At 73.6% G+C, this 25,840-nt stretch carries 20 protein-coding genes; 14 read left to right on the plus strand and 6 right to left on the minus strand.

Translation table 11 applies throughout. The annotated features are described in order from the left end of the window. The first annotated feature begins 13 nt into the window (after positions 1-13). Together ACQ452_RS12105 and ACQ452_RS12110 are read left to right on the plus strand one after the other, a co-directional pair. Positions 14-2,017: a tachylectin-related carbohydrate-binding protein gene (locus ACQ452_RS12105; RefSeq protein ID WP_433393188.1), complete on the plus strand. Its 2,004-nt coding sequence runs from the start codon at positions 14-16 to the stop codon at positions 2,015-2,017. Between the two features lie 220 nt (positions 2,018-2,237). Continuing rightward, entirely contained in the window at positions 2,238-3,266 is a 1,029-nt protein-coding gene (locus ACQ452_RS12110; protein WP_433393189.1) for a ParB/RepB/Spo0J family partition protein, read from the plus strand. Between the two features lie 32 nt (positions 3,267-3,298). On the opposite strand, the gene ACQ452_RS12115 is transcribed toward ACQ452_RS12110, so the two are convergent. Next, positions 3,299-3,916: a TetR/AcrR family transcriptional regulator gene (locus tag ACQ452_RS12115; protein WP_433393190.1), complete on the minus strand. Its 618-nt coding sequence runs from the start codon at positions 3,914-3,916 to the stop codon at positions 3,299-3,301. 110 nt (positions 3,917-4,026) lie between these two features. On the opposite strand from ACQ452_RS12115, the gene ACQ452_RS12120 reads away from it, so the two are divergent. Together ACQ452_RS12120 and ACQ452_RS12125 are read left to right on the plus strand one after the other, a co-directional pair. Next, complete coding sequence (locus ACQ452_RS12120; protein ID WP_433393191.1) at positions 4,027-4,494, plus strand: MarR family winged helix-turn-helix transcriptional regulator; 468 nt, start codon at positions 4,027-4,029, stop codon at positions 4,492-4,494. Continuing rightward, a complete protein-coding gene (locus tag ACQ452_RS12125) occupies positions 4,491-6,122 on the plus strand; it encodes an MDR family MFS transporter (RefSeq protein ID WP_433393193.1) in 1,632 nt (543 codons plus the stop codon). The genes ACQ452_RS12120 and ACQ452_RS12125 overlap by 4 nt, the downstream gene beginning before the upstream one ends. A gap of 129 nt (positions 6,123-6,251) precedes the next feature. On the opposite strand, the gene ACQ452_RS12130 is transcribed toward ACQ452_RS12125, so the two are convergent. Then, positions 6,252-6,503 carry a hypothetical protein gene (locus ACQ452_RS12130; protein WP_433393195.1) on the minus strand — a complete coding sequence of 84 codons (252 nt, stop codon included), beginning with the start codon at positions 6,501-6,503 and terminating at the stop codon, positions 6,252-6,254. A 318-nt stretch (positions 6,504-6,821) separates the two neighbouring features. On the opposite strand from ACQ452_RS12130, the gene ACQ452_RS12135 reads away from it, so the two are divergent. Then, positions 6,822-9,734, plus strand: a complete 2,913-nt coding sequence (locus tag ACQ452_RS12135; protein ID WP_433393196.1) for a BTAD domain-containing putative transcriptional regulator — start codon at positions 6,822-6,824, stop codon at positions 9,732-9,734. A gap of 78 nt (positions 9,735-9,812) precedes the next feature. Here ACQ452_RS12135 and ACQ452_RS12140 read toward each other — a convergent pair whose 3' ends face one another. Then, positions 9,813-10,664 (minus strand): hypothetical protein, encoded by an 852-nt coding sequence (locus ACQ452_RS12140; RefSeq protein ID WP_433393198.1) that lies wholly within the window; start codon positions 10,662-10,664, stop codon positions 9,813-9,815. A gap of 276 nt (positions 10,665-10,940) precedes the next feature. Here ACQ452_RS12140 and ACQ452_RS12145 point away from each other — a divergent pair, with 276 nt between their 5' ends. The 3 genes from ACQ452_RS12145 (at position 10,941) to ACQ452_RS12155 (ending at position 14,156) form a co-directional block, all read left to right on the plus strand. Next, positions 10,941-11,123, plus strand: a complete 183-nt coding sequence (locus ACQ452_RS12145; RefSeq protein WP_433393200.1) for a hypothetical protein — start codon at positions 10,941-10,943, stop codon at positions 11,121-11,123. A 77-nt stretch (positions 11,124-11,200) separates the two neighbouring features. Beyond that, complete coding sequence (locus ACQ452_RS12150; RefSeq protein ID WP_433393202.1) at positions 11,201-12,436, plus strand: S8 family peptidase; 1,236 nt, start codon at positions 11,201-11,203, stop codon at positions 12,434-12,436. 262 nt (positions 12,437-12,698) lie between these two features. Then, positions 12,699-14,156, plus strand: a complete 1,458-nt coding sequence (locus ACQ452_RS12155) for a cellulase family glycosylhydrolase (protein WP_433393203.1) — start codon at positions 12,699-12,701, stop codon at positions 14,154-14,156. A gap of 73 nt (positions 14,157-14,229) precedes the next feature. Here the strand turns inward: ACQ452_RS12155 and ACQ452_RS12160 are convergent, their stop codons facing one another. Then, complete coding sequence (locus tag ACQ452_RS12160) at positions 14,230-16,299, minus strand: penicillin acylase family protein (protein WP_433393205.1); 2,070 nt, start codon at positions 16,297-16,299, stop codon at positions 14,230-14,232. Positions 16,300-16,583: 284 nt separating this feature from the next. On the opposite strand from ACQ452_RS12160, the gene ACQ452_RS12165 reads away from it, so the two are divergent. From ACQ452_RS12165 to ACQ452_RS12185, 5 genes are read left to right on the plus strand one after another with little or no spacing between them, the layout of a single operon-like run. Beyond that, positions 16,584-18,140 carry a pyridoxal phosphate-dependent decarboxylase family protein gene (locus tag ACQ452_RS12165; protein ID WP_433393207.1) on the plus strand — a complete coding sequence of 519 codons (1,557 nt, stop codon included), beginning with the start codon at positions 16,584-16,586 and terminating at the stop codon, positions 18,138-18,140. Between the two features lie 28 nt (positions 18,141-18,168). After that, a complete protein-coding gene (locus ACQ452_RS12170; RefSeq protein WP_433393209.1) occupies positions 18,169-19,467 on the plus strand; it encodes a lysine N(6)-hydroxylase/L-ornithine N(5)-oxygenase family protein in 1,299 nt (432 codons plus the stop codon). Between the two features lie 5 nt (positions 19,468-19,472). After that, a complete protein-coding gene (locus tag ACQ452_RS12175) occupies positions 19,473-20,039 on the plus strand; it encodes a GNAT family N-acetyltransferase (protein ID WP_433394114.1) in 567 nt (188 codons plus the stop codon). Continuing rightward, positions 20,036-21,862, plus strand: a complete 1,827-nt coding sequence (locus ACQ452_RS12180; protein WP_433393211.1) for an IucA/IucC family protein — start codon at positions 20,036-20,038, stop codon at positions 21,860-21,862. Before ACQ452_RS12175 ends, ACQ452_RS12180 begins: the two co-directional genes overlap by 4 nt. Further along, positions 21,859-23,355 (plus strand): MFS transporter, encoded by a 1,497-nt coding sequence (locus ACQ452_RS12185; RefSeq protein WP_433393212.1) that lies wholly within the window; start codon positions 21,859-21,861, stop codon positions 23,353-23,355. The genes ACQ452_RS12180 and ACQ452_RS12185 overlap by 4 nt, the downstream gene beginning before the upstream one ends. Positions 23,356-23,409: 54 nt before the next feature. On the opposite strand, the gene ACQ452_RS12190 is transcribed toward ACQ452_RS12185, so the two are convergent. Continuing rightward, positions 23,410-23,763 (minus strand): DoxX family protein, encoded by a 354-nt coding sequence (locus ACQ452_RS12190; RefSeq protein WP_433393213.1) that lies wholly within the window; start codon positions 23,761-23,763, stop codon positions 23,410-23,412. A gap of 347 nt (positions 23,764-24,110) precedes the next feature. Beyond that, positions 24,111-24,842 carry an SDR family oxidoreductase gene (locus ACQ452_RS12195; protein ID WP_433393214.1) on the minus strand — a complete coding sequence of 244 codons (732 nt, stop codon included), beginning with the start codon at positions 24,840-24,842 and terminating at the stop codon, positions 24,111-24,113. Positions 24,843-24,948: 106 nt separating this feature from the next. On the opposite strand from ACQ452_RS12195, the gene ACQ452_RS12200 reads away from it, so the two are divergent. Further along, complete coding sequence (locus tag ACQ452_RS12200; RefSeq protein ID WP_433393215.1) at positions 24,949-25,788, plus strand: LysR family transcriptional regulator; 840 nt, start codon at positions 24,949-24,951, stop codon at positions 25,786-25,788. Positions 25,789-25,840: the final 52 nt, after the last annotated feature.

Here is a 25,840-nt window from a genome sequence, read left to right on the forward strand (position 1 = left end):
GGGAAGGTATGCGATGAATCGGTCACGATGGCGCGGCCGGCTGGCCACCGTACAGGTCGCGGCGCTCGCCGCGGCGCTGCTGGCGGTGGTCCAGCCGACACCGGTGCGGGCCGCCGACACGGTGAGCTGCGCCGCCGAGGCGTCGGTCTTCGGCGCGGATGCCGGCGGCAACATCTGGCGTTACGCCCTCCACTCGCCCGGCAGCGCGAGCTCCACCTGGTCGAGCCCCCACTCCGGCGGTACGGGCTGGCAGGCCTTCGGTCGGGTCATCGGCGGCCCGGGCGGCCGGCTGTACGGCATCAACGCCAATGGCCTGTACCGCTACCGCTGGACCAGCAGCGGCTGGGAGATGACCAACGGCCTGGGCGGTCAGCTGATCAGCACCAGCTTCACCCAGTACGCCACCGCCGGGTTCCGGAACAGGATCACCGTCGACGAGCGGGGCGACTTCTACCTCGTCGACGGCGAGGGAAGGCTGCGCACCTACCGGTACGACGAGGCCGCGGGCAAGTGGCTCTTCTCGGGCCGGTTGCTCGACACCGGCTGGGGTCGTTTCGACCTCATCGTCGCCGCCGGCCAGGGCGTGCTCTACGCCCGGGACGCCACCGACGGCCGGCTCTTCCGCTACCGCTACGAGCCGGACAGCCAGCGTTGGCTCGAGCACCAGCAGCCCGTCGGCACCGGCTGGAACATCTTCAGCAGGGGCATCTTCTCGGTCGGCGGCGACACCCTGTTCGGCATCGACAGCGCTGGGAACGTGTCGCAGTACCGTTTCCGGGAGGACAACCGCACCTTCACGATCATGGGGCGGGTGATCGGCAGCGGCTGGAACATCTTCAACAGCGTGGCCGCCATCACCGACACCTGCAGGCTCACCGCGTCGCACGTGCCGGCCCGGCCGCCGGTGCAGGTGCTCCAGCACGCGCCCGCAGCCGTCACACAGGCCGCCTCCAACAGCATCGAGATCGCCACCACCGACAACATCGGCCGGCTGCTGCACGGGCGGATGAGCCCGGACAACTTCAGCTCGCTGCAACTGACCGCGGTCTCCGGCAGCGAGGGCTTCAGCGGGGTGCCGGCACTGTCCGAGGACACCCAGAACCTGGTGCGGATCACCGCCCGCAACATCAACAGCGATGTCTGGACCCGGACCCAGTCCGTCGCCGGCAGCCCCGGCTGGAGCGGCTGGGCCGACCTGGGTGGCCGGATGGCGTCCGCGCCCGCCACCGTGCGCCTGTCCGACCAGCGTGAGGCCGCGTTCGCGGTGGACGCGGCCGGTGCCATGTGGGCCCGCTGGCAGGACCCGGTGCACCCGGACCTGCTGGCCTGGCGCAAGCTCGGCGGCAGCGGCCTGGCCGGCACGCCGGTGGCGGTGCCGTTGGCCGACGCGAGCGCCCTGGTCGTCGTCGCGGACCGCGCCGGTTCGCTGCGGGCGGCCCGGTACGCCGGCGGCGCGCTGGGGCCGTGGACCAGTCTCGGCGGCAGCGGCTTCACCGGGACCCCGGCCGTGGTGTTGCTGCCCGGCTACCGGATGCGGATCTTCGCCCGCGACGGCGGGGGCCGGATCGTGGCCACGGAACGCCGCGTCGACGGCACCTTCACCGGCACGTGGACGGCCCTCGGCGGCACCGGGACCGTCGCGGCGGGCGCGCCGAGCGCGCTGCTGAGCCCGGTCAGCGGCCGGATCGGGGTCTACATGCGCGGCACCGACGGCTACATCCACTACGCCGCCGAGACGGCGCAGGGCAGCGGCGTCTGGGGCGACTGGATTCCCGCCCAGGACGCGTTCGAGACGTACGCCAGCGACCCGACCGCGTTCAGCTTCGGCAACGCCAACGGTCCGAACGTGGCCTACCTCGCGCGTACCCCCGCCGGCTCGCTGCGGTTGTACACCGTCCAGGAGCCGACCGCGTGGCTGGCCGGCGCGGGTAGCGCCCGTCTCAGCGCCGCGGCGGCGACGGTGCGGCCCACCTTCCGGCGGCACGTACTGCCCGCGCCGCCGCCCGTGCCCCGCTGAACGACGACCGCGAAGGGGTCCGTGGGCGCTCGCCGCCCACGGGCCCCTTCCGTGTCGGGTGCGGCGCCGACCACGAAGGGTGCCGCGTCGGCCGCCCAGCACCCTGTACGCACCGTGTACGCCGCCTGTACCCACGCCCGTCGGCCCGGCGGTAGCTTGTCCCAGCCGACGCGGCCGAGGCGGTCGTTCGGGTGGCTGTTGTCTGATGGGAGCAGGGACGATGCGTCCTGGACCGGTGGCGGCGACCGAGGTCGCGGTGCGACGCGACGAGCTGGCGGCACCCCGGATCGCGGACGTGCTCGGCGTCGGCCCCGGCGAGGTCGAGCGGGTGGATGTCACCCTGCTGCGCGATGGCCTGTCGCCCCGGCTCGACGGGATCGACGGCTCCCACGCGCGCCACCTGGCCGCGCTGGCGGACGAGCTGCCGCCCCTGGTGGTGCACCGGGCGACGATGCGGGTGATGGACGGGCTGCACCGGCTCGCGGCGGCACGCAGCCGCGGCCAGGAGCAGGTGCCCGTGGTGTACTTCGCGGGCAGCACGGAGGAGGCCTTCGTCGTCGCGGTACGGCTCAACGCCGCCCACGGCAGGCCGTTGCGCGCGAAGGACCGGGCGGCGGCGGTGCGGCGCATCCTCGACACGCATCCCCACTGCTCGGACCGGTGGATCGCCTCGGTCTGCGGGGTCGCGCCACGCACGGTCGCCGGATTGCGACGGGATTCGGTCGACGACGGCCGGCGGCCCGAGACCCGGCTCGGCCGCGACGGCCGGCGGCATCCGCTCTCCGCCCAGGAGGGGCGCCGGATGGCCGAGGAGATCATGTGCGATGAGCCGGACGCCAGCCTGCGCGAGGTGGCCCGCCGCGCCGGCGTCTCCGTCGGTACCGCCCTGGACGTACGGCGGCGCATGGGGGCCGGGGTCCCCGAGATGATCGGTCACACCGGCGGCGCGGCCGGGCCCGCCCGACAGCAGTGGGCCGGGGCGGACGCGGTGCTGACGGTGCGGAGGATCCGCGAGCAGTTGGAGTGGTTGGCTCGGGAGCCGGCCCTGCGCTACTCCGACCGTGGCCGGGCTCTGCTCCGGCTGCTGTCAGCCACGCTGGCCTTCCTCGAGCAGTCCGGCCCGATGGTGGACGCGGCCCCCGGGCACTGTCGGCGCTCGCTGGACGAGGTCGCCCGCGCCTGCGCCGTCGGCTGGCTCGATCTCGCCGAACAGTTCGGCGACGAGAAGGCCCCGTCGCGCGGGCGCTGACCGTCGCGGCGGGGCAGGCGCGCCGCCGGCGGTCAGCCGGCCCGCGCCGGCGGGTGGGGCTCGGCCTGGGTGGGCGCGGCCTCGGCGAGCGCGGTGCGCAGGATGTCGAGCAGCGGGCCTTCGGGGTGCTCGATCCAGTGTTGGATGGCCACCCGCAGGGTGGCCAGGTAGATCGCCGCCAGGACCCGGGAGCGCAGGGCCCGGTCGGACCCGGTCAAGCGGTGGGTGAGGTCGTCGGCGAGTTCGCGTTCGATGGCGGTGTAGGCCGCGATCTGGTGCGCGACGAGGCCGGGGTGCCCGCGTAGCTGCCGGCGGTGCAGCAGCCAGGAGGGCGGGGCGTTGCCGTACGCCTCGACGGCGAGGCGTTCGGCGGCCCCGCTCAGCACGGCCCACGGCGGCCCGTCGGCCGGCTGCCGGCGGATCAGCTCCAGCAGTCGGCGCAGCCGCACGGCGTCGCCGTGGAAGATGGCCTCCTCCTTGCCGGAGAAGTAGTTGGAGAAGGTCCGGCGGGAGACGTTGGCGGCGTCGGCGATGGCCTCGACGGTGACGCGGTCGAGGCCCTGCTCGGTGGCGAGGCGCAGCGCCGCCTCGTGCAGGGCCAGCCGGGTGGCCTCCTTCTTGCGCTCCCGCAGCCCGGTGGTCTCCGCCATGGTCGACAGCCTACGGGGACGTGATTCAGTTCTCATCGCGCAAACTTGCACTTTGGGCAAGATCAGCAGATGCTTGTATGCGGCAACCATCTGCATGCAAGGGGGACGGGGTGGAGAACGCCGGCCGCGAGCTTGGCGCGAGGCTGTCCGAGCTGCTCAGGTGCGTACGGTTGATCAAGGGGCGGCGGGCCGCCATCCGGCCGGGCGTACCGATCGGCCTGGCCGGTCTCCTCGGCCAGATCGAGGAGCTTCCCGCCGACTGCCACGCCCGGGAGCTGGCGGCGCGCAGCGGGCTCGACCCGTCGACCGTCAGCCGCGCCGTCGCCTCGCTCGTCAGCCACGGTCTGGTCGAGCGGCGTGTCGACCCCGCCGACAAGCGCGCCAGCCTGCTGACCGTCACGCCGGCCGGCCGGGCCGCCCTGGCCGACACCTACGACTGGTACGGCCGGATTCTCGACACCGCGCTCGCCGACTGGACGCCCGCCGAGACGGCGGCGTTGGCCACCGCCCTCGGCCGGTTGAACCGCGACATCGAGACCACCCTCGGACACCAAGACAACCAGGAGGCCGCGCGATGAGCGCACCCACCACCACGGCCGGCGACGCGCCGCCGATGACGCACCGGCAGACGCTGGAGGCACTCAGCGGTCTGCTGCTGGTGCTCTTCGTCGCGATGCTGAGCGGCACCGTCGTCTCCACGGCGCTGCCGAAGATCATCGGAGCGCTGGACGGGTCGCAGATCCAGTACACCTGGGTGGTCACCGCCACCCTGCTCACCGCGACCGCCACCACCCCGATCTGGGGCAAGCTCGCCGACCTGTTCAACAAGAAACTCCTGGTCCAGATCGCCATCGTGGTCTTCCTGGTCGGCTCGGTCATCGCCGGTTTCTCCCAGAACGCCGAGCAGCTCATCGCCGCCCGCGCCTTCCAGGGCATCGGCGTCGGCGGGCTCCAGGCCCTCGTCCAGGTCGCCATCGCCGCGATGATCCCGCCGCGCGAGCGCGGCCGGTACAACGGCTACCTCGGCGGCGTCATGGCCGTGGCGACGGTCGGCGGCCCGCTGCTGGGCGGCCTCATCGTCGACACCTCCTGGCTCGGCTGGCGCTGGTGCTTCTTCGTCGGCGTCCCCGTCGCCGCCATCGCGCTGGTCCTCCTGCAGCTCACCCTGCGGCTGCCGACGGTCCGCCGCGAGAACGTGAAGATCGACTACCTCGGCGCGTCCCTGATCGCCGCCGGCGTCAGCGTGCTGCTCATCTGGATCTCCTTCGTCGACGGCTCGTTCGCCTGGCTCTCCTGGCAGACCGCCGCCATGGTGGGCGGCGCGGTCGTGCTGCTCGCCCTGGCCGTCCTGGTGGAGTCCCGGGCCGAGGAACCGGTCATCCCGCTCAAGCTCGTCCGTCAGCGCACCACCGCCCTGGCCATCCTGGGCAGCCTGGCGGTCGGCATGGCGATGTTCGGCGGCGCGGTCTTCCTCGGTCAGTACTTCCAGATCGGCCGCGGCTACAGCCCCACGGAGGCCGGCCTGCTCACCATCCCGATGATGGCCGGCGTCCTCGGCTCGTCGATCGTCGTCGGCCGGTTGATCACGAAGACCGGGAAGATCAAGCCGTACATCGTGATCGGCGCGGTCGTGCTCGTCATCGGCTTCGGCCTGCTCGGCACCATCGACCACGAGACCTCGCTGGTGCTGGTCGGCGCGGCCATGCTCATCGTCGGCGTCGGGGTCGGCATGACGATGCAAAACCTCGTCCTGGCCGTGCAGAACACCGTCTCGCTGCGCGACATCGGCGCGGCCAGTTCGACGGTGGCGTTCTTCCGGTCGCTCGGCGGCACCATCGGTGTCTCGGTGCTCGGCGCGGTCCTCGCCCGGCAGGTCACCGACCAGATCACCACCGATCTCACCGCCGCCGGCATCCCCGCCTCCGCCAGCGCCGGGTCCGGCAGCCTGAACGTCGAGGCCATGCCGGAGATGGTCCAGCAGATCGTGCGCGCCGCGTACGGCGACGCCACCGGCCACATCTTCATCATCTCGGCCGTCATCGCCGTCGTGGGCGTGATCGCGGCGCTGCTGCTCAGGCCGGTGCCGCTGCGGACCAGCCTGGACCTGCCGGACGCCGGCACGCCGACGGCCGCGGTCGCCGACGGCCGGGAGGCCGCGGACCGGGGCGCCGACGCCGACGGCCGGGAGGCGTCGCTGCGCCGCTGACCCGTGAGCGCGACAGCGGGGCCGCCACCGTCCTGGGGACGGTGGCGGCCCCGCTGTCCGGTCGTCAGGCCGTCGTCCGGCGCGGACCCGCCGGCGTCACCGGGCGGCGCCGCCGTCGATCGCCGCCGACTAGCGGTTGCAGGCCGGGAACAGGTTGTCCCACAACTGCGGAACGCGGCTCTGGTCGGTGCACTCGTTCGGCGGGGCCTTGAGCAGCGGTGCCGGGGCGACGTGGGACAGGCCGAGCGCCGACCCGGCGACCGTGCGGGTGACGGAGTCGTCGGCCGTCGACCCGGCGACCGCCGGCGACCCGAGAGCCATGAACAGGAGCGCGCCCGGCACGAGGAGCCGGGTGAGGCGTCCGTTGCTTACCGTCCGCATGTGACCTCCCTGGAGTTGTCCGTCGGATGCAGGGAGCGTGATCCAGGCCGAGGGCCAAGGTCAATACCGGGCCGGTCACGGATGGGTCACGTCGGCCCGGCGCTATCCATGCTGGTGAATCGGCTCTGCCGGCGGCCGGGCGGCAGTCGCGTGGCGTGGCCCGGGCGGTGCCACGCACCACCGCGGCCGGGCGGGACCGGCACCGCGAGCGCCACCAAGAAGTCACTCTGAGTGATGTGGACGGCACCAATGTCACGTGCCGGGACGAAGCGGGCCGACAACCACGGGCCGGTGCCGTCGCTGTGGTACAAAGCCCCGGTGGCCGTGCGATTCCAACTCCTGGGGCCGCTGGAGGTCGTGATCGACGGCCGGCCCGTCCCGCTCGGCACGGTGAAGCAACGGCTGCTCTGTGCCGCCCTGCTGCTCGACCCGAACGAGGTGCTGCACACCGAGCACCTCGCCGAGATGCTGTGGGAGGACCCGCGGCCGGCCTCCGCCGCGGCCAACCTCAGGACGTACGCCCACGGGCTGCGCCAAGTCCTGCGTGAGCCGCCGGACGGCACGAGCCGGCTGCACACCGGCACCGGCGGTTACCTGCTCGCGGTGCGTCCCGGCGAGCGGGACCTCGACGAGTTCGCGGCGGCGGCGCAGCAGGGCCGCGACGCCCGTGACCGCGGCGAGCTGCGGCAGGCCGAGGCGAGCCTGGCCCACGCGCTCACCCTGTGGCGTGACTCGCCGCTCGCCGGGCTGCCCCTGCCGCGCGCGGTCGCCGCGCGGCTGACGCGCCTGCGGGAGCAGCGGCTACTGGTCGAGGAGGAACACCTCCAGACCAAACTCGACCTGGGCGCCTCCGCCGAGCTGGTCGGGCGGCTGCGCGCGCACGTCGAGACCCACCCGCTACGCCAGCGGGGCTGGGGCCAGCTGATGACCGCGCTCTACCGCACGGGCGACGTCGGCGGCGCCGTCGAGGCGTACCTGCGGGCCCGGCGGGTGCTGGCCGACCAGCTCGGCATCGATCCCAGCCCCTGGCTGGAGGCGCTCTACCGCGGCATCATCGACCACAGCCCGCATTTGACCGACGAGGCGGAGCCGTCGCTGCCCGTCCCGGTCGTGGTCCGCGGTCTGCCGCCGGCCGTCGACACGTTCGTCGGCCGGCGGGCCGAGATCGACGCCGTACGCGGCTGGCTCGACGGCGCCACGTCGAGCCCGGTGGTCGCCTTGCACGGCCCGGGCGGAGCCGGCAAGTCGGCGCTGGCCGCCCGCATCGCGCACCACCTCGCCGACCGGTACCCGGGCGGGGCCCTCTACGTGGACCTGCAGGGCGCGGACGCCGACCTGCCACCCCTGCGGCCCGTCGACGTCCTCGGCCGTTTCCTGCGCGCGCTCGGCATGCCGGGCGGCGCCGTGCCGTCCGACGTCGGCGAGGCCACCGTCGCCTACCGGTCGCAGATCGCCGGCCGGGGCGTGCTCGTCGTCCTCGACAACGCCCGGGATGCCGCACAGGTGAGGGCACTGCTGCCGGGGGACGCGTCCTGCGGCGTCCTGGTGACGAGCAGGCGGATGCTCGCGACGCTGCCCAACGGTCGGCACCTGGCCGTGGGGCTGCTGTCGCGCACGGAGGCGGTCGGGCTGCTCGCGGGCGACTGCGGCGCGGACCGGGTGGCGGCCGAGCCGGAGGCGGCCACCAGCCTGGTGGAGCTCTGCGGCATGCTGCCGCTGGCGATCCGGATCGCCGGTGCCCGGCTGGCCAGCCGGCCGGGCTGGCCGATCGCCCGGCTGGTCGAGCGCCTCGCCGATCCCGGGCTGCGCCTCAGCGAGCTGGAGTTCGACGACCTCAGCGTCCGGCCGACCATCGCCCTCACCTACGCCGCGCTGCGCGACGGCGGCGCCCGGGAGCAACTCTGCGCCCGGGCCTTCCGGATGATCGGCAGCGCCCACCTGCCCACCGTGACCGCCCGCGCCGTCGCCGCCCTGCTCGGCGAGTCGCCCGCGCGGGCCGAGAGCGTCCTGGAACGGCTCGCCGACGAGCGGTTGGTGGAGCCCCGGGAGCCGGGCGTCTACGGCATCCACGACCTGGTCCGGCTGTACGCCGTCGAACGGGCCGAGGACGACGGCACCGACGACCGGGAGGCCGCGCTGCGGCGGCTGCTGGAGACGTACGTGCAGGGCGCCCGGGAGTTGGAACGGATGGCCAACGCGGGCTGGGCGCCGATCGGGGCCGGCGACCGGACCCGGCCCGCGTGGCACGACCTGCCGGCGGACCCCACGCAGGCGGCCCGGTGGCTGGCCGAGGAGCATCTCAACATCCTGGCCGCCTTCCGGCAGGCGGCCGACTCGTCGCCGGCCGTCGTGAAGCTCGCCGCCGGGCTGGCCTGGGCGAGCGTCGCCTCGTTGCGTCGACACGGTTACCTGCAGGAGGCCCTCACCCTCGTCGACGGCGCGGCCGCCGCCACCGAGCGGTTCGGCCTCGCGCTCGAACACTGCGCCGCGCTGTTCTACCGGGCGGTGTTCAACAAGGGCACGGCCGATCCGTCGGTCGTCGAGGCGGACCTGCTGCGCTGCCTCGACCTGCTGCAGATGCTCGGCGACCGGGACCGGATCGCCACCTGCCTGGAGGCCCTCGGCAACCTGCGCCACCGGATGGGCGACGTGTCGCGGGCGCTCGCCTATCACGACGAGGCGCTCGCCCTGCGCCGGGAGTCGGACCGCCCGCTCATGGTCGGCGCGACCCTCAGCAACGCCGCGCAGGTGCGCCTGTCGGCGGGGGCCGAGAAGGAGGCGTTCGCGGACGTCGAGGAGGCGCTGCGCATCGCGCGCGACATCGACGCCGTCGGTCTGGTGGGCGCGGCCCTCAGCATGCGGGGCCAACTGCTGTGCCGCACCGGCCGCCCCGCCGAGGCGCGGGAGTGCCTCGACGAGGCGGTGGCGGCCACCGACCGCTCCGGTGACCTGCCGTCGCGCTGCGAGGCCCTGCTCTCCCGCGCGGCGGCCCACCTGCGACTCGCCGACCACGCCGCCGCCGCCCGCGACGCCGACGAGGCGGGCACCACCGCCGCCCGGATCGGCGACCGTTACCTGCTGGCCGTCGCGCGGCAGGCACGGGGCCGCGTCGCCGCGGCGGCGGGCGACCCCGACGCCGCGGCCACCCTGGCGGCCGAGGCGCGGGACCTGATCAGTTCGTTGCCGGGCTACCGGGAGCCGCAGTACGTCGAGTACTTCGGCCCGCTCTGACCTTCCGCTGCCGCCGGTACGTGCAGACGACGGCGGGCAGGGGCACGACTCGCCCCTGCCCGCCGTCGGCGCGACCGCTCAGGACAGGAACCCGTCCAAGGAGGCCTCGATGGTGCCGGAGTCCGGCGCCGCGTACGACATCATGGTGGACTTGTTGTACGAGATGAAGCTCGGGCACCGCGCGGCCGGGGCGTTCACGATGCCGCCGTCGCCGATCTTCTCGCCGGTCTTGGCGGCGTGGAAGGTCAGGATGTAGCGCGACGAGATGTATTTGACGGTGACCTGCTTGCCCGAGCTGTCCTTGTACTGGCAGGCCTTGGGCGTGCCCTCGCTGCCCTCCACGAACTTCAGGCAGCCGACCACCGAGACCGTCTCGAAGTCCGCGCTCTTGGCGTAGTAGGGCTTGTCCGAGGCGACCGACTTCAACGACCAGGAGGTCGGCCGGTCGGGGTTGTTCGAGAACGTGTACGCCTTGGCGCCGACCCGGCCGGTGTAGGGCGCCGCGTTGAGGATCTGGCCGCCCTCGCAGACGTTGGACAGGTCGCTGGAGTAGCGGGCGGTCACCGCGTTGTTGTTCGGCGGCTGGGGGTCCTCCTGCCCCGGGGTGGGGGAGGCGTCCGTGCCCGGCGTCGCGCCGGGGGCGCCGGTCGCGACCGTGGTCGGCTCGTCGTCGTCACCGTTGACGATCAGGAGGCCGATGCCGGCGCCGCAGACGGCGAGGATGAGGACCACCGCACCGGCGACCAGGCCGATGATCAGGCCCTTCTTCGACTTCTGCGGCGGCGGGGGGAGAGGGGCGCCGAACTGCGGCGCCTGCGCTGGCTGCCCGTATCCCGGGTACCCGCCCTGCTGCGGGGCCGGTGGCCCGCTCCAGGGGGTGACGTTCGGGTCCGGCTGCTGCCCTCCGTACGGAGGGTAACTGTCGCTCATGTGAAGCCCTTATCGCTGTCGACGGGTGCCCAGGCACGGGATCAACGATCAGGGTAGTGAGCGCCGCAAACCGTGGTAGTGAGCGGCCGAACGGGCTGTCCTTGATTGCCCCATCTCGGCCGGGCGCCTAATGACTCTCCGTATTGGACGCGGCTCGGTGCGTGTCCGGGGGGCTGCGGCGGCCCGGGGGTCGGCCGGGCGAATCCGGGCTGGCCGAAGGGGATTCCCGTTGCTGCGCCCCGGGTCCGGGGCGGCGGCGCGTCGTCGCGGCCGAATGTGAGCAAGATCACGCCGTGGCGGCTGCCACCGCCCGCCGACTTCGCGCTGCCGGTGGCGCGAGCCATCGGAATGTCTCAATGGAATGCCTCCTCACGCAAGGCATTCACGGGATCGGCTCGCCAACATCTTCCTCATATCGTGAACATCAACAAAATTTACGACCATGAATATCGCGGCTAAGGTTTGCTCATCGTCCAGATTGCCTGTCGGGTGCGTCACGAGCCGCCCGGGGGCCACCACAGTAGGAGGACCGGGGTATGACATTCCCCCGCACCCACCGGCGTACCCTCGCCGCTGCGGCCAGCGTGTTCGCCAGCGCAGCCATGGTCACCACCATGCTCGGCGCCCCGGCGGCGGCCTCGGCCACCGGCGAGATCCGCAGCGCCGGTGGCTCGACCGCCGTGGCCGACAGTTACATCGTGGTACTCAAGGACACCAGCGTCGGCGGCCGTGCCGGCACCCGGCAGGGCGAGGTGAAGAGCACCGCGGGATCCCTCGCCGCCCGCTTCGGCGGCAACGTGGGCCACGTCTACGGTGACGCGCTCAACGGCTTCGAGGTGAAACTGTCGGAGCGGGCCGCCAAGCGGCTCGCCGCGCACCCCGCCGTCGACTACGTCGAGCAGAACCACGAGGTGTCGCTGGCGGCCACCCAGAACAACCCGCCGTGGGGCCTGGACCGCATCGACCAGCGCAACCTCCCGCTGAGCCGCGCCTACACCTACAACAGCAGCGGCACGGGCGTGACGGCGTACATCATCGACACCGGCATCCGGACCAGCCACAACGACTTCGCCGGCCAGGCCGTCGACGGCTACGACGCGATCGACAACGCGCTGCCGGCCGCCGACTGCAACGGGCACGGCACGCACGTCGCGGGCACCGTCGGTGGCAACACCTACGGCGTGGCGAAGAACGTCCGGCTGGTGGCCGTCCGGGTGCTCAACTGCCAGGGCAGCGGCACCTGGGCGCAGGTCATCGCGGGCATCAACTGGGTGACCTCGAACCACCAGGCGGGTCAGCCGGCGGTGGCGAACATGAGCCTCGGCGGCGCCACCAACGCGTCCCTGAACACCGCGGTGGCGAACTCGATCGCCGACGGCGTCAGCTACGCGGTGGCCTCCGGCAACTCCAACGCCAACGCCTGCAACTTCTCGCCGGCCTCCGTGCCGACGGCGCTGACCGTCAACGCGTCGCAGAGCAACGACGCGCGGGCCTCGTTCTCCAACTTCGGCACCTGCACCGACATGTTCGCCCCGGGCGTGGGTGTCCTGTCGGCCTGGTACAACAGCAACACCGCCACCAACACCATCAGCGGCACCTCGATGGCCGCGCCGCACGTCGCGGGGGCCGCCGCCCGGGTGCTCAGCGTCAACCCGAGCTGGACGCCCGCCCAGGTGCACTCGTACCTGGTCGGCCAGGCCACGCCGAACGTGATCACCAACCCCGGCACCGGCTCGCCGAACCGCCTGCTCTACCTGGCCCCGACCTTCTGACCGACCCCGTCGACACGCCGGCCCCGGGACGTCCCGGGGCCGGCGCGTGTCGTCCTCCGGGTCCGGATCGCGTCGACGCATCTCTATGTTGCGGTGGCGTTGCGGGCCGCCTAAGCTGCCATCACTGGGAGCGCTCCCGAGCCTCTGGGCAGGGCAGTTCGCGGGAGTCCTCGACCGGCCTGCCCGGTGCCGGGCGGCTGCGCGCGAGCCACCGGACCGGCCGGCCGCACCCCGCCACCGATCGGAAGCGAAGGCATCCCGCATGAAGTTCCTGTCGCGCCCCTCCCGGCGCACCCTGGTCCTGGCCGGCGCGCTCGGCGCGCTGACCGTCGCGGCGTCGGCCGCCGTCCCGGCCGCCGACGCGCAGGCCGCCACCGGCTGTGCCGTCACCTACACCACCAACAGCTGGTCCGGCGGCTTCACCGCCAACGTCACCATCAAGAACCTGGGCGACGCGGTCGACGGATGGACGCTCGGCTTCACCTTCCCCGACGCCGGCCAGCGGGTCGGGCAGGGCTGGTCGGCCACCTGGAGCCAGGCCGGCGCCGCCGTCACCGCGCGCAGCGCGAGCTGGAACGGGGCCCTGGCGACCGGCGCGTCGACGAGCATCGGGTTCAACGGCACCTGGATCGGCGCCAACCCCGCGCCGACGACGTTCACCCTCAACGGCACCGCCTGCACCGGCGCGGCCACGCCGACCCCGCCGCCCCCGACCACCGCGCCGCCGCCCACGACCCCGCCGGCCACCACCCCACCGCCCACCACCCCACCGCCCGTCGGCCAGACCCCGGTCGCGATCAACGGCCAGGTGCGGGTGTGCGGGGTCAACCTCTGCAACCAGTACGGCCGGCCGATCCAGCTACGCGGCATGAGCAGCCACGGCATCCAGTGGTTCGCCAACTGCCTCAACGACGCCTCCCTCGACGCGCTGGCCGACGACTGGCGGGCCGACCTGCTGCGCATCGCCATGTATGTGCAGGAGGACGGCTACGAGACCGACCCGGCCGGGTTCACCAACCGGGTCAACGCCCTGGTCGACGAGGCCGAGCAGCGCGGCATGTACGCGCTCGTCGACTTCCACACCCTGACGCCGGGCGACCCGACGCACAACCTCGAGCGGGCCAAGACCTTCTTCGCCGCCGTGTCCGCGCGCAACGCCACCAAGAAGAACGTCATCTACGAGATCGCCAACGAGCCCAACGGCGTGAGCTGGGCGACCATCAAGAGCTACGCCGAGCAGGTCATCCCGGTCATCCGCGCCAACGACCCGGACGCGGTGGTCGTGGTCGGCACCCGCGGCTGGTCCTCGCTGGGCGTCTCGGACGGCTCGAACGCCAACGAGGTCATCAACAACCCGGTGAACGCCACCAACATCATGTACACGTTCCACTTCTACGCCGCGTCGCACCGGGACAACTACCGGGCGGAGGTGGAGCGGGCCGCCGCCCGGCTGCCGCTGTTCGTCACGGAGTTCGGCACCGTGGACTACACCGGTGACGGCGGCGTTGACGTCGCCAGCAGCAACGCCTGGCTCGACCTGCTGGACCGGTTGAAGATCAGCTATGCCAACTGGACCTACTCGGACAAGGCCGAGGGCAGCGCCGCGCTGCGGCCGGGCACCTGCGCCGGCGGCACGTACACCGGCCCGGGCGTGCTCACCGGGTCGGGCGCGCTGATGCGCGAGCGCATCCGCACCCCGGACAACTTCCCCACCGCCTGAACGGTCCGTACGCGAGGCCCCGCCGCACCGGCGGGGCCTCGCCCACGCGTGGTGGGTGCCCGGCCGGTGCGGGTCACGGGGGCGCGTCGCGTGGTTCCCGGGTCAGCTCCCGCCAGTCGGTGACGACGGGGACCAGTTCGCCGCCCGCCCACAGGGGCAGCTGGTCGTCGAAGTGCGCGTCGCCGGGGCGTCCCGAGGCGCCGAAGGGAACGATCCAGCGGCTCCCGGCGCGGTCGGTCAGGTCCCACACGTAGCGGGCCACCGGGCCCCGCCAGCACGCGTCGGACACCCCGGGAACGCTCGACGTGGCCAGCACGCAGTCGGAGTCGCCGGCCAGCGCGACCCGCTCCCGCATGGTCCGCACCGCCTCGTCGACCGCCGGGGCGACCCGGAGGTGGACGGGGTGCAGCAGGTGCCGGCTGCCCCAGCGCCCGGGTGGGTCGCCGGTCGCGACGTCCTCGAGCGCCCCGGCCGCCACCGGCCCGATCTCGCCGCCGAGGCGGTGCAGCCCGGTGGCCACCGCGTCCAGGGCGTGCCCGATGCGTGACAGCGGGTCGGTCCACGGCGCGAAGAGGCCGTCGAACGCGCTCGGGGTGTCGCGCAGCGGGCGCAGGCAGGGGTGCTCGTGCAGCCGGCGGGTCAACGCCGTGCGCCAGGCGGCCCAGGCACCGGCGTCGGCGCTGTCGGCCCGCATGTGCCCGTCCCACCCGGTCAGCCGGGCACGCAGGCGTCGCGCGGGCTCGCTGAGCCCGTCGGGGTCGACGCCGTCGAGCACGCCGCGCAGCGCCCCGGTCTCCAGCCGGGTGTCCACGTGCACGGCGTCGGCCGGGGCCCCGTCGGCCAGCAGGGCGCGGATGCGACGGGCGCGGTGCGGCGGGGCGAAGCCGGCGCCGAGGTCGGTCACGTCGGGGCGTCGGTCGTTGGCGCAGACCGCGAGCCCGTCGACGACGGCGCGGCGCGGTGCGGCGTAGCGGCCCGGCCACCGGTACCGCGCGTCCGCGCCGGGCACCGGCTCCCGGCGGCACCGCTCGTCGCGCAGCGGGACGAGCCCGGCGACGAGCTGCAGGACCGTTCCGCGCCGATCGGCGGCGAGGACGCTGTTGACCGGCTCGACCCAGTCGCGCAGAGCCTCGGCGACGTCGTCGGCGCTGCGGGCCCGCAGCAGCGGCAGCAGCGCGTCGAAGCCCAGGCGCTGCTCGACCCGGCTGGGGACGCGCAGGCTGATCGCCTCGCCGGTACCCCGGTCGTGGTCGACGACCGGGCCGCGCGGCGTCTCGATCACCTCGACGGTCTGCGCCTCGCCGCCGCGGACCTCGATCCGCTCGACGTGGCGGTGCGCCGGCACCCAGCCGTCCGCCTCGCGGACCAGGACCCGCTCGCCGTCGCGGCGCAACTCCTCGCGGTAGAGGTCCTGGTAGTCGGCCATCGCGTTGGTGACGGCCCAGGCGACCTCGCCGGCGTGCCCGAAGTGGGGCAGGCCGGGGACCCCGGGGAACGCGAAGCCGACCACGTCGAACTCGGGGCAGGCGAGGCGCACCTGCTGGTAGATGCCGGGCAGCTCCAGGATGCGGTGCGGGTCGCCGGCGATGACCGGCGCGCGCCCGGTGCCGGGGTCGCCGGGCACGGCCCAGGCGTTGCTGCCCGAGCCACCGGGGCCCTCGGCGGCGAAAAGGTCCGTCGCCGCCGGGCCGAGGGTGGCGGCGACGTGGGCGTGCCACAGCTTGGTGGGGAAGGTGGAGAAGAGCACGTGCTGGACGAGGAAGACGCCCAGCGGCGACCAGGGTCGCCATCGGCCGGGGGCGCAGCCCGCCGCCGCGAACTCGGGTGCCTCGGCGGCGCCCTCGGCGAGCCCGTCGTTGACGCCGTCCACGTAGGCGGCGACCCAGCGTCGGGTGGCGGGGGCGAGCCGCTCGAAGCAGCGCCGGGCGGTGTCGTCGAGGCGGGCCCGGCGGGCGAACCCGTCCCAGCCCAGCTCAGCGGGGCCGACGTGCGCGGCGAGCCGGCCCTCCGAGCGCCACCGTTCGACCTCGATCTGCCAGGCCCGGTCGAGGGCGGCGACGCGGCCCTGCAGCCGGGCGAGGTCATCGACGGATCCGGCGCGCAGGTGGGGGACACCCCACCTGTCGCGATAGATGCCGGTCATCGTCGCGCCGCCCGCACGGACGGTCGTCCCGCCTGCCACGGAAATCTCAACTTAGGCAACCCTCCCCTAATTTCGGGCAGCCTACCCGGGCGGCGCGGTCCATGGCACCGGGTGCCCGCGCGACGGGTCGGGTGCCGGCCACTGTGGTCGGATCCCCGCCGGGGCAGCGATGTTGACAGATCCTTAGGTTAGGGTAACCTAAGCCGACTCGATCACGGACTGCGGGCGGATGGTGACGCCCCGACGTCCCCGCCCACGTCCGCCACCGACCGCTGAGGACCCGCATGAGCCTGCCCGGATGCCCCGCCCCGGTGCCTTCGACCGGGGCGGCCCCCGCCCGCGACGGCGCCCGCGCCCACCTGTTCACCGCCGCCACGGTCGAGGACTACCGGCGCGTGCTGGCCGACGGGGTAGGCCGGGTGGCGGCCCGGGTGGCGGAGGTCGACCGGCCGTTCACGGGCGTGACACCGGACGAGTTGGCGCCACGCGTCGCCGGCATCGACCTGGACCGGCCGCTGGGCGACAGCGGCGCCGCTCTCGACGAGCTGAACGACGTCTACCTGCGCGACGCCGTCTACTTCCACCACCCCCGCTACCTGGCGCACCTCAACTGCCCGGTGGTGATCCCCGCGCTGCTCGCCGAGACCGTGCTCAGCGCCGTGAACTCCTCGGTGGACACCTGGGACCAGAGCGCCGGCGCGACGCTGATCGAGCGCCGGATCGTCGACTGGACCGCCGAGCGGACCGGCCTGGGACCGGCCGCCGACGGCGTCTTCACCAGCGGCGGAACCCAGTCCAACCTGCAGGCGATGCTGCTGGCCCGCGAGGAGACGTGCGCGAGACTCGTCGGGCGGGCGACGGAGCGGCAGTCCCGCCCGGAGCTGCTGTCCCGGCTGCGCATCCTCGCCTCGTCGGCGGGGCACTTCAGCGTCCAGAAGGCGGCCAAGCTGCTCGGCCTCGGCGCCGACGCGGTGCTCACCGTGCCCACCGACGCCGACCGGCGGATGCGCACCGCCGACCTGGCCCGGGAGATCGCCCGGTGCCGGGAGGAGGGGCTGATCGTGATGGCCGTGGTCGCCACCGCCGGCACCACCGACTTCGGCACCATCGACCCGCTGCCGCAGATCGCCGACATCTGCGCGGCCGCCGGCATCTGGCTGCACGTCGACGCCGCGTACGGCTGCGGGCTGCTGGTGTCGCCGACGCGGCGGCACCTGCTCGACGGCATCGAGCGGGCCGACTCGGTCACCGTCGACTACCACAAGTCGTTCTTCCAGCCGGTCAGCTCCAGCGCGCTGCTGGTGCGCGACCGGCGCACGCTGCGGCACGCCACCTGGCACGCCGACTACCTGAACCCGGCGCGGATGGTCGAGCAGCGCATCCCCAACCAGGTCGACAAGAGCCTGCAGACCACCCGCCGCTTCGACGCCCTCAAGCTCTGGCTGACCCTGCGGATCATGGGGCCGGACGCCATCGGCGCGCTCTTCGACGAGGTGCTCGACCGCGCCGCCGCCGCGTGGCAGTTGCTCACCGAGGACTCCCGCTTCGAGGTGGTGACCCGCTCGCAACTGAGCACCGTGGTCTTCCGCTACCTGCCGCCCGCCGCCGGCCGGGAGGTCGTCGACGACGCCAACCTGTACGCCCGCGAGGCGCTGGCGGCCTCCGGCGCCGGTCTCGTCGCCGGCACCCGGGTCGACGGCGCGCACTACCTCAAGTTCACCCTGCTCAACCCCGAGACCACGCTGGACGACATCGCCCACGTCGTCGACCTCGTCGCCGAGCACGCCGACTGGTACGCGCAGACCCGGGCCGCCGCCGCGCTGCCCTGCCCCGTCGGCTGACGAGCCACCCCCCTCTGGAGATGACCGCATGTCGACGCACGACTTCATCGCCGTCGGGCTGGGCCCGTACAACCTGGGTCTGGCCTGCCTGACCGAGCCCATCGACGAACTCGACGGGCTCTTCCTCGAGGCCCGGCCGACCCTGAGCTGGCATCCCGGGATGTTGCTGGAGTCGACCCGGCTACAGACACCCTTCATCGCCGACCTGGTGACGCTCGCCGACCCCACCTCGCCGTACTCCTTCCTGAACTACCTGAAGGAGTCGGGGCGGCTGTACCCGTTCTACATCCGGGAGAGCTTCTTCCCCCTGCGCAGCGAGTACGACGACTACTGCCGGTGGGCCGCCGCCAGGCTGCGCGGCGTCCGGTTCGGCCAGCGGGTCACCGCCGTCGAGTTCGACCCGGCCGACGAGCACTACACGGTGCGGGCGACGGTGACGGCGACCGGGGAGCCGGTGAGCTACCGGGCGCGGCACCTGGTGCTCGGCACCGGCACCCCGCCGTACGTGCCGGACGCCTGCGCGGGGCTCGGCGGCGACGTGCTGCACACCTCGCGGTACCTGGAGCACCGGGCGGCGTTGCGGGCGAAGCGCAGCATCACGGTGCTCGGCAGCGGGCAGAGCGCCGCCGAGATCTACCGCGATCTGCTCGGCGACCTCGACGCGTACGACTACCAGCTCAACTGGGTGACCCGCTCGCCCCGGTTCTTCCCCCTCGAATACACCAAGCTGACCCTGGAGATGACCTCGCCGGAGTACGCGGACTACTTCCACGCCCTGCCGGAGGAGACCCGCTACCGGCTGGAGTCCGAGCAGAAGGGGCTGTTCAAGGGCATCAACGCCGACCTGATCAACGAGATCTACGACCTGCTCTACGCCCGCAGCATCGCCGGGCCGCCCCGCACCCGGCTGCTGACCAACACCGAGCTGACCGGCGCCGAGCACGACGAGCGGACCGGGACGTACACGCTGAGCCTGCGCAACGTCGAGCAGGAACGCGACTTCACCCTGGACACGCAGGCCCTGGTGCTGGCCACCGGCTACCAGTACCGGTTCCCGGAGTTCCTCGAACCGGTGCGCGACCGGATCCGCTGGGACGCGCACGGGCGCTTCGACGTGGCCCGCAACTACAGCATCGACCACACGGGGCGGGGCATCTTCCTGCAGAACGCCGGCACCCACACGCACAGCGTCACCTCGCCCGACCTGGGCATGGGCCCGTACCGCAACTCGTGGATCATCCGGGAGCTGCTGGGCCGCGAGCACTACCCGATCGAGAAGGGCATCGCCTTCCAGGAGTTCGGGGCGCCGGCGGGGGCGGCGTCGTGACCGGGGTGCGCTACCGCCGGGTGGACGACCGGCTGGGCGAGTTCGCCCTGCGTACCCTCGATCCGGACGCCGACGCCGCGCTGCTGCACCGCTGGGTGACCCACCCGAAGGCGGCGTTCTGGCTGATGGCCGACGCCGACGTGGCGCGGGTCGCGCAGGAGTACCGGCGCATCGCCGCGCACCCGCACCACGACGCGTTCCTCGGCCTGCACGAGGGCCGGCCGGCCTTCCTCGCCGAGCGCTACGACCCCGCCCACGTCGAACTCGCCGGCCGGTACGACGCGGCCGTCGGCGACGTCGGCATGCACTTTCTCTGCGCACCCGCCGAGGTGCCGGTGCACGGCTTCACCCGTGCGGTGATCACCACCGTCATGGCGTGGCTCTTCGCCGACCCGGCCACCCGCCGGGTCGTCGTGGAGCCGGACGTGCGTAACACGGCGGTGCACGCGCTCAACGCGGCCGTCGGCTTCACCGTCGTCGGCCCGATCCGCAAGCCCGAGAAGGACGCGCTGCTCAGCGTCTGCACCCGGGAGAAGTTCCACGCCGCAACCCGAGGAGACGTGCCCGCGTGAACCCGCCCGCATCCGTGGCCCACCTGACGCCCGCCAACTGGGCCCACGCCAACCGGCTGCTGGTCCGCAAGGCGCTGGCCGAGTTCGCCCACGAGCGCCTGCTCGCCCCGGAGCCCGTCGCGACCGACGAGCCCGGTCCCGCCGGCGGGTCCGTCCCGGCCGGGCAGCGGCGCTACCAGGTCCGTGGGGACGACGGCGAGGTCGTCTACCGGTTCACCGCGAGCCTGCTGGCCCTGGACCACTGGCGTATCGACGCCGCCAGCATCACGCGCCACCGCGGCGACACCGCGCTGCCGCTGGACGCCCTGGAGTTCTGCCTCGACCTGCGCGGCGCGCTCGGCCTCACCGACCAGATCCTCCCCGTCTACCTGGAGGAGATCAGCTCCACCCTGGCCAGCACCGCGTACAAGCTGGACAAGCCGGCGCTCGGCGCCGCCGACCTCGCCGGCGCGGACTTCCAGGCCATCGAGACCGCGATGACCGAGGGCCACCCCGGCTTCGTCGCCAACAACGGCCGCATCGGCTTCGGCGTCCACGAATACCGCGGGTACGCCCCGGAGGCCGGCAACCCGGTGCGGCTGATCTGGCTGGCCGCGCACCGCGACCGCACCACCTTCACCTGCGCCGCCGACCTCGACTACGACACGTTGGTCCGCGCCGAACTCGGCGACGACGCGCTCGCCGGGTTCGCCGACACCCTGACCGGCCTCGGCCTCGATCCCGGCGACTACCTGCTCATCCCGGTGCACCCCTGGCAGTGGTGGAACAAGATCTCCGTCACCTTCGCCGCCGAGGTGGCGCAGCGCCGGCTGGTGTGCCTCGGTGCCGGCGGCGACGAGTACCTCGCCCAGCAGTCCATCCGCACCTTCTTCAACGTCACCGACCCGTCGCGGCACTATGTCAAGACGGCGCTGTCGGTGCTGAACATGGGCTTCATGCGGGGGCTCTCCGCCGCGTACATGGAGGCCACCCCGGCCATCAACGACTGGCTCGCCGCGCTCGTCGACGGCGACGAGGTCCTCAGGCGCACCGGGCTGACGATCATCCGCGAGCGGGCCGCCGTCGGGTACCGGCACCTGGAGTACGAGGCGGCCACCGACCGGTACTCCCCGTACCGCAAGATGCTGGCCGCGCTGTGGCGGGAGAGCCCGGTGCCCGCCCTGGCGCCGGGGGAGCGGCTGGCCAGCATGGCGTCCCTGCTGCACACCGACCGCGACGGCCGCTCGTTCGCCGCCGCGCTGATCGCCCGCTCGGGGCTGGACCCGCAGGTGTGGCTGCGCCGCTACCTCGACGCCTACCTCACCCCGCTGCTGCACAGCTTCTACGCCCACGACCTCGCCTTCATGCCGCACGGCGAGAACGTCATCCTCGTGCTGGCCGGCGACACGGTCCAGCGGGCGATCTTCAAGGACATCGCCGAGGAGATCGTGGTGATGGACCCGGACGCCGACCTGCCGCCGCCGGTGCGCCGGATCCGGGCCGACGTGCCGGAGGACATGAAGCTGCTCTGCATCTTCACCGACGTCTTCGACGGGTTCCTGCGCTACCTCAGCGCCATCCTCGTCACCGAGGGGGTCCTGGACGAGGAGACCTTCTGGCGCACCGTCGCCGACTGCGCGACCGACTACGCCGGCGGCGTCCCGCACCTCGCCGAGCGGCTGCGCCGCTACGACCTGTTCGCCCCGCGGTTCGCGCTGTCCTGCCTCAACCGGCTCCAACTGCGCAACAACCAGCAGATGGTCGACCTCGCCGACCCGTCGGCCGCGCTGCAACTGGTGGGTACCCTGACGAACCCCATCGCCCGCTTCGCCCCGCCCCGATGACGACCGCGACGATCCAGCCGCCCGCCGGTGACGCGGACACCCGGGTACGCGGCCGGTGGCTGATCCTCGCCGTGCTCTGCCTCGCCCAGGTCACCGTGGTGCTCGACAACACGGTGCTGACCGTGGCGATTCCCGTGCTCACGACGGAGCTGGCCGCGAGCACCGCGGACGTGCAGTGGATGATCAACGCGTACGCGCTGGTCCAGTGCGGGCTGCTGCTCACCGCGGGCAGCGCCGCCGACCGGTACGGTCGCCGCCGGATGCTGCTGACGGGCCTGGTGGTCTTCGGGCTCGGCTCGCTGCTGGCCGGGCTGGCCCAGTCCGGCGGTCAGTTGATCGCGGCCCGCGCCGGCATGGGGATCGGCGGGGCACTGCTGGTCACCGCCACCCTCGCGGTGGCGATGCAGGTCTTCGACCATGCCGAGCGCTCCCGCGCCATCGGTGTCTGGGCGGCGGCGAGCGCGCTGGGGTTCGCGGCCGGCCCGCCCTTCGGCGGGTTCGTCCTCGCCCACCTGCCGTGGGGGGCGATCTTCCTGGTCAACGTGCCGATCGTGCTGGTCTGCCTGGTGGCGGCGTGGCTGCTGGTGCCGGAGTCGCGCCAGCCGGCCGGCGGGCGGCTCGACCTGGGCGGGGTGCTGCTCTCCACGGCCGGCCTGACCGGGGTCGTCTACGCCATCATCGCCGGCCCGGAGCGCGGCTGGTCCGCCGCCCCGGTGCTCGGCGCGGGTGCCGCCGGGGTGCTGCTGCTGGCCGCCTTCGTGGCCTGGGAGCGGCGGGTCGCCGACCCCATGCTGGACCCGCACTTCTTCCGCAACCCCCGCTTCGTGGGCGCGGTGTCCGGGGTCGTCCTGATCACCTTCGGCGCGACCGGCGCACTGTTCCTGCTGACCCAGCACCTACAGTTCGTCCGCGGCTACCCGGCCTGGGAGGCGGGGCTGCGGATGGTGCCGTTCGCGCTCTCCATCGTGCTGCTCAACGTGGGCGGCGTCGCCACGCGGGTGATCCGCCGGCTCGGCCTGGCCTGGTCGATCGCCCTCGGCATGAGCCTGCTCGCCGGCGGGCTCGCCCTGATCACCCACGCCCCGACCGACGGCTACCACGTGCTGCTGCCGGGCCTGCTGGTGATGGGTGCCGGCTGCGCCCTGGCCAACCCGGCCATCGTCGAGGCGGTGATGAGCGCGATCCCGCCGGAGAAGGCCGGGGCCGGCGCGGGCGTGGACGGCACGATGACGGAGGTCGGCAGCGCCCTCGGCGTCGCCGTGCTGGGCGCGGTCCTCAACGCCCGGTTCGCCGCCCTGCTGCCCGCCGCGCTGGCCGGCGCCGGATCGTTCCCCGCCGCACTGGCCGCCGCAAGCGGCGAGTCGGAGCGCGCCGTCGTCTCCGCCGCGTTCCGGTCCGCCCTGGAGACCGGCCAGACGGTCGGGGCCGTGGCGGTCTTCGTGGGCGGATGGGTCGCCGCCGCGCTGCTGCGCCGCGCCGAGCGGACCGGCTGACGCCGGCCCGCACTCCGGCGGCGCGGCGTGCGTGCGCCGCCGCTGCCGCTCGCCTCAGCCCTGCCGCACGTGCAGGTACGCGAGCGCCACCGTGGCGACGGCGAAGACCGCCGGCGTCAGGGTCATCCCGATCGGGTCCTTCGCGCGGGCGTGGTAGACCACCGCGCCGGCCAGTTGCAGGGTGAGGCCGACCGTCGCCGCGACGCCCAGCGGCGCCCACAGCAGCCCGAGCAGCAGGCCGGCGACCGCCGCCAGTTCCAACATCCCCACCACGCGGGTGAGCGGCTCCGAGACGCCGAGGTGGGCCATCCGCTCGCGCATCTGCGCCTGCCCGGTGAGCTTGGGTACGGCGGTGGCCAGGAAGACCGCGGCGAGGAAGAGGGTGAGGACGACGATCGGAGCGCGCACGGAATCTCCCTGGGGAAAGGCGGAACGTGCGGACGACCGTACCGGGGCCGGGCCAGGCGGCCCAGCGGCACGTCGAGGCGTGCTACGGCGTCGATGACCACCCGGGGACGCTCGGCCTGAGCCGGCGACGAACATGCGCGCGCCGGTCCCCTGTCGACGTACAGGGGACCAGCGCCTGTTCACGCACGTCACGGTCAGTGCCACCGCCGGGACGTTGCCCGGCCCGCGTCAACGCCGCGGGTTCGGGCCGGTTGAGTCGCACCACGCAAGCGCCCCGCGAACCATCGTCGGCCAGGTGGCCTACGGGCGCGGTCGGCCTGCGGGACCGATGCGACGGCACGCGGGCGTCACCAGGGCACCACCCCGGCGTCCTCGAAGAAGCCGCCGGTCGGGCCGTCGTCGGGCAGGGTGGCGAGCCGGATCGCGATCGCCGCGCCCTGCTCGGGCGTACGCACGCCGCGGAAGCCGTTCAGGTCCGTGGCGGTGAAACCGGGGCAGGCCGCGTTGATCAGGATGTTCGTGTCGCGTAGCTCCTTGGCGTACTGGATGGTGACGGCGTTGAGGAAGGACTTCGACGGCGCGTACGCGACGGCCACCGGGCCCGTCAGGCTCTCGTCCGCGCTGGCGGCCTGGCGGGTCAGGGAGCCGACGCCGCTGGACATGTTCACGATGCGTGGCGACGCCGAACGGCGCAGCAGCGGCAGCGTCGCGTTGGTGACGCGGATGACGCCGATCACGTTGGTCTCCACGACCGTCCGCACGACCGCGGGATCCACCATTGTGGGTTCCTGCGGAACCGTGCCGGTGATGCCGGCGTTGTTGACGAGCGCGTCGAGGCGCCCGGCGCGCTCGTCGACCAGCCTCGCGGCGGCGGCCACGCTCGCGTCGTCGGTCACGTCGAGCGGCACGCCGAACGCGTCGGCGCCGGCGGCGCGCAGCTTCTCCACGGCGGCGTTGCGCCGATGCTCGTCCCGGGCGCCGACACCGACGCTCCAGCCGAGGGCGCCCAGACCCGCCGCGATCTCGTACCCGATTCCCTTGTTCGCGCCGGTGACGAGCGCAATCTTCCGTTCGGTCATGTCACGATCCTGTCCGCGCCCCGGGCGGGGGCCAACACCGATCGGGTGGGCGTCGATACCTGGAGGGTATGGATGCGGCCCGGACGTGCCGGCGTATCGTGGCGGCATGGAGACGCGGGAGCTGCGGTACTTCGTCGCCGTCGCCGAGGAACTGCACTTCGGGCGGGCCGCGCGGCGGCTCGGGATCGCCCAGCCGCCGCTGTCCCGCGCGATCCAGCAGCTCGAACGGCGGCTCGGCGTGACCCTGCTGGAACGCACCAGCCGCGCCGTGACGCTCACCGAGGCCGGCTCGGTGCTGCTGCGTGAGGGCCGGGCGGCCCTCGACGCGGTCGACGCCGCCGACCGCCGCACCCGCCGCGCCGCCCTCGCCGCCACCGGCGACCCCGGCCTGGTCCTGGTCACGAAGGCCGGTGCGGCCAGCGAACTGCTCACCAAGCTGCTCGACGCGTACGCCGCCGAACCGGGCGCGGTCACCGTGGACGTGCTCCTGTGCGGGCCGGGCGAGCAGGAACGCCTGCTGCGCGACGGGCGCGCCGACGTGGCCCTGCTGCACCGGCCGTTCGACTCGACGGTGGGGTTCGACGCCGAGGAGCTGCACACGGAGAGTCAGGTCGCGCTCCTGCCGGCCGGGCACCCCCTGGCCTCCCGGGCGCACCTGCGCATGGCCGACGTGAGCGAACTGCCGGGCCTGCCGATGCCACGCCCGCCCGGCTCCGACCCGCACGGCACCGGCCCGCGGATGCAGTCCCACGAGCAGATCTACCAGCTCATCGGGCTCGGTCGGGCCTCGGCCGTCCTCCCGGACTCGTGCCGGGCCCGCCTGCCCCGCACCGTCGCCGCCGTACCCGTGCTGGACGCCCCGACGGTGACGACAGTGATCGCCTGGCCGCCGCACAGCCGGTCCCGCGCACTCGCCGGGCTGGTCCGCACGGCGACCCGCCTGTAGCGCCCACCGGCACCGCGGCGACCCCGCCTCCGGGCCGGCCGCCGCCGGATAC

It is taken from the genome of Micromonospora sp. KLBMP9576, assembly GCF_050941805.1.
In the GTDB taxonomy this organism is placed as follows: Bacteria; Actinomycetota; Actinomycetes; order Mycobacteriales; family Micromonosporaceae; genus Micromonospora.

Excerpts from the sequence above, each read along its gene's own strand:
- ACQ452_RS12150 (WP_433393202.1), top strand. The coding sequence starts at position 11,201 with ATGACATTCCCCCGCACCCACCGGCGTACCCTCGCCGCTGCGGCCAGC.
- ACQ452_RS12200 (WP_433393215.1), top strand. The coding sequence starts at position 24,949 with ATGGAGACGCGGGAGCTGCGGTACTTCGTCGCCGTCGCCGAGGAACTG.
- ACQ452_RS12125 (WP_433393193.1), top strand. The coding sequence starts at position 4,491 with ATGAGCGCACCCACCACCACGGCCGGCGACGCGCCGCCGATGACGCAC.
- ACQ452_RS12110 (WP_433393189.1), top strand. The coding sequence starts at position 2,238 with ATGCGTCCTGGACCGGTGGCGGCGACCGAGGTCGCGGTGCGACGCGAC.
- ACQ452_RS12115 (WP_433393190.1), bottom strand. The coding sequence starts at position 3,916 with ATGGCGGAGACCACCGGGCTGCGGGAGCGCAAGAAGGAGGCCACCCGG.
- ACQ452_RS12170 (WP_433393209.1), top strand. The coding sequence starts at position 18,169 with ATGTCGACGCACGACTTCATCGCCGTCGGGCTGGGCCCGTACAACCTG.
- ACQ452_RS12105 (WP_433393188.1), top strand. The coding sequence starts at position 14 with ATGAATCGGTCACGATGGCGCGGCCGGCTGGCCACCGTACAGGTCGCG.
- ACQ452_RS12195 (WP_433393214.1), bottom strand. The coding sequence starts at position 24,842 with ATGACCGAACGGAAGATTGCGCTCGTCACCGGCGCGAACAAGGGAATC.
- ACQ452_RS12140 (WP_433393198.1), bottom strand. The coding sequence starts at position 10,664 with ATGAGCGACAGTTACCCTCCGTACGGAGGGCAGCAGCCGGACCCGAAC.
- ACQ452_RS12160 (WP_433393205.1), bottom strand. The coding sequence starts at position 16,299 with ATGACCGGCATCTATCGCGACAGGTGGGGTGTCCCCCACCTGCGCGCC.
- ACQ452_RS12185 (WP_433393212.1), top strand. The coding sequence starts at position 21,859 with ATGACGACCGCGACGATCCAGCCGCCCGCCGGTGACGCGGACACCCGG.
- ACQ452_RS12165 (WP_433393207.1), top strand. The coding sequence starts at position 16,584 with ATGAGCCTGCCCGGATGCCCCGCCCCGGTGCCTTCGACCGGGGCGGCC.
- ACQ452_RS12130 (WP_433393195.1), bottom strand. The coding sequence starts at position 6,503 with ATGCGGACGGTAAGCAACGGACGCCTCACCCGGCTCCTCGTGCCGGGC.
- ACQ452_RS12155 (WP_433393203.1), top strand. The coding sequence starts at position 12,699 with ATGAAGTTCCTGTCGCGCCCCTCCCGGCGCACCCTGGTCCTGGCCGGC.